This is a genomic window from Nostoc sp. CHAB 5836 (assembly GCF_020829445.1).
Classification (GTDB): domain Bacteria; phylum Cyanobacteriota; class Cyanobacteriia; order Cyanobacteriales; family Nostocaceae; genus Nostoc.
This window is the reverse complement of record NZ_JAIVFV010000275.1, coordinates 1-5,983: the sequence shown is the minus strand read 5'-3', so window position 1 is coordinate 5,983 and position 5,983 is coordinate 1. Positions and strand designations below refer to the sequence as shown.

The window sequence follows — 5,983 nt, the reverse complement described above, 5'->3', positions numbered from 1 at the left end:
GCTCACTTTTCAACTTACCAATTACGCAATGACGATAAATCAAGAGTTTCAGCACCGAATTTTTTTTGTAGTATTTATGTAATGCTTCTTATCCTGGTTTTCTGTTCCGATGATACTCACGCCCCTATCTGTAGTTTTTTTTGCTGTTGGTTTAAGCAACCCTCCCATCAAAACTTCTGCTAGATGAACTGCATGGGAGTTAGGTAATAGCTTTTCCTGAATTAGGCGAATTACAGGTAAGCTAACGGGAGCAGCAGCCATCATCCGCGCTAATTGGCGAGATAGTGGGGAAGCAGCCGCCTGAAAACGACTGACTCTAGCTTTAGGAGAAAGTTGGTTGTCTTCGCCATCATTCAAAGTCTCTTCAGGTGTGATTTTTTCTGGTAGAAAAACTAACCCTGGTGTCCTACTTCCTCCTACCCCTGCTAAAACTTTTGCCCAGTTTTTCATGGGAAAAGATTCTAAAGTGACAATGGGTAAAGTCAAAGCTTGTGAAGAATTAAACTCTGTGTCTACAATTTGGCGGGTTTTTAATAACCGAGTATTGGGAACACCAGGATTTTCTGAGTACAATTGCACTTCCATTCCCCAGCCTAAAGCTGTGCGTGACCATAAGCGTTCTGGTAATAACTGAAGCAGCGAGACTGGTTGCATTTTAGCCCAATCTCTCAATACTTTTAGTAAAGAACCATCGTGCCAAATAGGTGATACACAGTCACTAACTAGCCAAATTAAACGCTGACTACTGGGGTCATTCAGTTCTTTGAAACTGGCTTGACGGTTTTTGAGATAAAGTTGTATCTCACCCTTATCGCCCATCTTTAAATGCCATAGGGTAACATTACGAAATGCCCCATGTCTCTCTAAAAGTTGTTGAAATTCTATTAGTATTTGTCGCCAAAGGGGATACCTTGCTGTTTCTTCAATCACTAAGGCTACTTCTAGCCATCGAGTCAGGACAGGCTGAACGACGGGAAGCCAGAAATCTTCTTCAGCAATACTGATCACGGTTGCTTCTTCATCCAAAACTGTTTCAGTTAAAGAAGGCACTTTTCGCATTAATGGACGGAGCGATCGCCCCAATGTTAAGGTGTTTCTCAATGCTAGGGGGTCAGTAATTTTAATTGGCAATCCCGCCGATTCAGATACAGATTTAGAATAAACAGGGGCAGTTTTTTGGACTGGTTCAACAATCTCTGGAAAATCAATGGATTGAGTATTTTCAGGAGGTGATGAGATTGTTGGAGAATTATCTGTAGTTGGAACGGGAGAAATTTCAGCAGTATCACTTGACTGCTTGATTTGAACCATTAACCAGATAATATCTGCTAACTCCTGGGCTGTTAGGTTAATTTCTGCTTGTGCTAATTTATTATACTCTTTTTCTGGCGGCGCAGACATACATCCTCTCAAGTTAAGTTGGATAAATACTGTAATAATTTTTCTACAAACTTATCTTTATCCATCTCTGAAAAATTTTCTCTAGTCACGAGATAGATGACATTTAATAGCTGGTCGGTTGCTAATTGTCCTTTCTTTTGTAATTCCTGATATTTCTCGATAATCGGCTTTGCTGTTTCTAAAATATCTGGTTCTTGTTGAAAGTGAGCCTGAACAATTTTTTTGATGCGTTCCGGGTCAGGTTCTGGCATAGTCAAGCGGATACAGCGACGTAAAAACGGCGGGGGAAAATCCCGTTCTCCATTACTAGTTAGAATCACAAAAGGGAAAGCTTTACAAGCAATTCTTCCTCCTTCAATAGGGACTTCTTTATTTTCTGAGGTAAATACAGTTACTTTGGATTGCTGTTTTTTGATCCGGGCTAACTCGGGAATATCAAATTGCCCTTCTTCAAAAATATGCAGGAGATTATTGGGCAAGTCAATATCACTTTTATCAATTTCATCTATAAGTAGAACTCTGGGTTTTTTCTCTTGACTTTGGTACAAAGCTGTGCCTACTGCCCCTAAGCGTACATACTTCCCAATATCGTCTGATTGGTTACTTTTTTGCTTGTCTGTATTACTATCTAAAGTATCGGAATCCTGACTTTGTTTTCTGATACTCTGTAACCGTCCTACTGCATCATAACTGTAAAGACCTTCTGTTAAAGTAGAACGAGTTGTGATATTCCATCGTAGGACTTTGCCTAAGCTTAATTGATGAGCGATCGCATAGGCAAGAGAGGTTTTTCCTGTACCTGGTTTCCCTTCGACTAGTAAAGGACGGCGCAAGTATAGGGCTGCATTTACTAATTCTATTTCTTCATCTCTGATTTGAAACGTTGCTCCGCGTTTTTCCTCTTCAGTCTTTTTTGCTGCTGTGGAACTAAAACTACGCCAACTCGGTGCTGGGGGTAAGTCTTTAATGTCGTCATGGGGTTTATTCTCTTTTTTAAAGATTTTCCAGTCGTTCATTTGAGTTGATAGGTAGGAATTAAGCGGTTTGGATCGTCCCAGATCAGGGAAATATGACGTTTTGGCTGATGGCGTTCTTGAAATACTCGCTCTGACAGTTTTAATAGTTTATCCTGCAACAAACGATTGAGTTGCATTTCACAATCTCCTTCTGGCGGCTCACTTCTAAACCAGAGAGCGATCGGTGTTCCAGAATAGTATAATGCTGAAGCAATCTGTTCATGACCTGATTCTAGAGCCGAGTTCATTTTCAAACCGACAATTTCTTCATTTTTTAACAGACCAATTAAATCTACATCACCGTTAAAATCACCGTTTAAAAATTTTCCGAGTGGATGAACACACTTTTTAACAAATTCCCATTTCTTTTTCCACAGCTTATTGCAGTCTCTATATTGAAGATTCAGGCGGTCTGAAGAGCGAATTCTCACTTCACATAGAGATTTCCAAAAAATTTGGATTTGGATTTGGTTCTGGGTATCTACCTCCCATTGTTCTACATCCCAGCATAGTAGAGAAGAAGGTAAAAAAAACTCAACAATTAACTTTTCAGTTTCTCTGTTGGAATTAATTTGTAGACGATAATCTTGCACAATTTCTTTAACTTGTTCTAAATTATAAAGGTTTTCTACTGCTTGATTATCCTCAAAATTTAAGGCTGAATTTTGATTCGATAACGGGATGAAATCAAGTTCAGGATTTTTGATAATTTCGTCGGTTGCTAACCAACCAGAAATTTGAAATAAATTGTTATAGGATTTAATTTCTTTAATTTCAATTATTAAATAAAATGCAGATGATTTGTTATAATCTTGTTTGAACTGTCTTATGTTTTCTCTAAAATCATCTCTAATATCTTTAAAGCCCGGAATATCTTTGTTTATTATTTGTCTTAATTTTTTCACACTCTCCCGATATTTATTACTATCTTTAGTGAATAAATAGGCAACTAAACGAGGAACAAATTCCAGAATAATTGTCTTGTCTGGCCAATCTTCTAACTTCGATAATAAATGTTCACTTAAATTATCTGATTTTGACTCGAAATCAGGTTCGTTTTGTTGCAACAAAAAATCTTGATATACTTGCTTCGCACATTGCACAAATGAGTGATCTTGTTGAGAGAATATATCTGTTAATTCGTCAATTAATTTACTATCTGAGTTTTCTAGCTTTAACCAAGAGAGGGATAAAGTATTTTGATTCTCAGAACTATTGAAATTATTAACGTAATTATTATAAGCTGTCAAATTGCACTTTTTAATGGCTTCTAATAAACTCTCAATTTCTTCTTGATGTTTTTCAAAATGGTCAAGAATTATTTTCTCTCTAAGAAATGTTTGCTGTCCATCAGTAAACTGCTCCCGCACGGCACGAAAATGGTCAAGTGATTCATCGAGTTCTTGAGCGGTTAAAGCTTTTATTAATTCCCTAAATTTGGAACGGTCGTACTTCATTAACTACTTACCTACTGCCCAAAAATCCAATAATTTTGCCCATGTTCTTGTGCTTGTTGCAATCTCAATCGTTTTTCAGGAGAAGTATTATGTATCAATAATTCGCGCATATCGTAAAGCACTGGGTAGGCATCTGCAAAATAACCATGACCTAGAAGTGTTAAATCTATATTAGAAACTAGTACTGTATCTATGCCATCAACAACTGTAATCGGTGGAGAAAAACCAACACGGTCATGATCATGAATAATACCTGATGTTGCCACAGCTTTATCTTTAGCAGAAATGTAAAGAGTTGTGCGTTCAGCCAGGTTTTGATAAGCTTGGGCTAATTCAATGAAGATATCCGGATCAACATCAGGAGCAGCGAGAAAGATTTGTCCAAACGAGATTTTACTCCCGGCTTGAACTTGAGTCAAAATTCGCTGCATTGCCCTGAGCAACCCGCGATTTCCCATACTATGAGCAATAATATGGATTTTTTCTGCCCCACTCTTTTGCGCTAAGTTAAGTAAAAACTCAGTAATATATCTCTCACTGGCTTCAATCGTCGCCTCGTCTGCTGGATAGCTGACTAGTTTTCCTCTTGACGGCCAGCTATAGAATGCCATAATCCCTGGCACTTGTAGATCTACTCCTATCTGCGCTGCTCGTAAAGCTGCATCTTCAAAACTGACGTTAAAACCGTGAATGAAGACTAAAGCGGAACGTTCATCTGGCTGATTTGCTTGCAACGTCCGCTGAATTTCATCCCAAAAATTATTTTCCTGGAAGAATTTCAGACTCTCTTGCTTGAGTTTAAGGCGATCGTCAGTTGAGGTTAACCACCTACGCCACCAGGAAGAACCAGTAGAGCCGAATTTATGCGATATTGGGACTGCTACTTGACAAGTACCATAGTGAAGCTGGCGATCGCGCTCTCCTGAAAATCCAAGGGATGGATCCTGTGCGTTCTGCGGTTTCCGGTTAGTCCCAAACCAAAGAGGATATAGGGTAGCTTCCGTTGACTGTGGGGGAGCAGTACGAGTTACTGTTCGTTTTAACTCCTCTCGCTGAAGGAATAATGTATCACGAGTAAACAAATGTGGCACTGCACTATCTGGCAAACTCAATAATTTAATTTCATTGCGACCAACTTCAAAAGCAGTATAATATCCTCTACCCAAACCTAAAGCTCGATAAAAACCTGCTGCAAATCTGAGAGCAGATTCATCATCTATTTCTGCACTCATACCCACAATACAGCTAACTTGATTGGATAGAGCATCAGCTTTCTCTAATGAAAAGCAAGCATTGAGTACCACACATTCTATCCGTCCTTTAACTATAGCCAATAATTCTGCTAATACTTCTGGAGAAACTGGCTGCGGTTTTCCTTGATCGTTATTTAAAATAATTTCACCACTGGGACTGCCGTGACTGCTAAAGTGGATAATCAAAGGATTATATTGCAGTAAATATTTAGATAAGTTTTCTACTTGGACGTCTATTTCGACTTTAACTATATATTTTTTTCCAACTACTCCTTCTTGCAATCGCTCTCGAATTAGATTAGCTTCTTTCTCCAATTGGAGTCGGTCAGTGCCGATTGGATTGGCGGCGAGAACTAGAATATCGCAGTTTTTATCTTCAGGGACATTAGGTGTCGAATTTGATTTTGGATTTGTTTCGTCGCTTGGGGCTAACTTAGGTTCGGAATTTTCAGAACTCATCTTCTCCGAAACATACTTATTATAAGCTGTCAAATTACACTTTTTAATAGCTTCTAATAAACTCTCAATTTCTTCTTGATGTCTTTCAAAATAGTCAAGAATTATTCTAATTCTAAGACTTTTTTCTTGTCCATCAGTAAACTGGTTTCGTACAGAAGAAAAATCGTCTAGTGATTCATCAAGTTCTTCAGAGGTTAAAGATTTTATTAATTCTCTAAATTTAGTACGCTTGTACGTCATGGAGTACTTAGCTAATTGTAAAGTTATCGTATATATCCCACATTCCGCACCCCTTACTGTCATAAGCGGTTATTACGGTAATAAATGAAAATCACAAGAATAAAATAATACATAAAAGGATATTTGAGGAATAAAAGTGGCACGAATCTTATTCTCA

4 protein-coding genes are annotated in these 5,983 nt (G+C 38.2%); all 4 read right to left on the bottom strand.

What is annotated here, in order from left to right; translation table 11 throughout:
• Positions 1-48 precede the first annotated feature (48 nt).
• The 4 genes from LC605_RS30595 to LC605_RS30580 are packed head-to-tail and all read right to left on the bottom strand — an operon-like array spanning position 49 to position 5,826.
• On the bottom strand, positions 49-1,401 hold the full coding sequence (locus tag LC605_RS30595; protein WP_229551177.1) for an SAV_2336 N-terminal domain-related protein: 1,353 nt from the start codon (positions 1,399-1,401) through the stop codon (positions 49-51).
• Between the two features lie 8 nt (positions 1,402-1,409).
• Positions 1,410-2,417, bottom strand: a complete 1,008-nt coding sequence (locus LC605_RS30590; RefSeq protein ID WP_229551176.1) for a MoxR family ATPase — start codon at positions 2,415-2,417, stop codon at positions 1,410-1,412.
• Positions 2,414-3,874 carry an arsenical pump-driving ATPase GET3 gene (locus LC605_RS30585; RefSeq protein ID WP_229551175.1) on the bottom strand — a complete coding sequence of 487 codons (1,461 nt, stop codon included), beginning with the start codon at positions 3,872-3,874 and terminating at the stop codon, positions 2,414-2,416. The genes LC605_RS30590 and LC605_RS30585 overlap by 4 nt, the downstream gene beginning before the upstream one ends.
• An 11-nt stretch (positions 3,875-3,885) precedes the next feature.
• A complete protein-coding gene (locus LC605_RS30580; RefSeq protein WP_229551174.1) occupies positions 3,886-5,826 on the bottom strand; it encodes an alpha/beta hydrolase in 1,941 nt (646 codons plus the stop codon).
• Between the last annotated feature and the right edge of the window lie 157 nt (positions 5,827-5,983).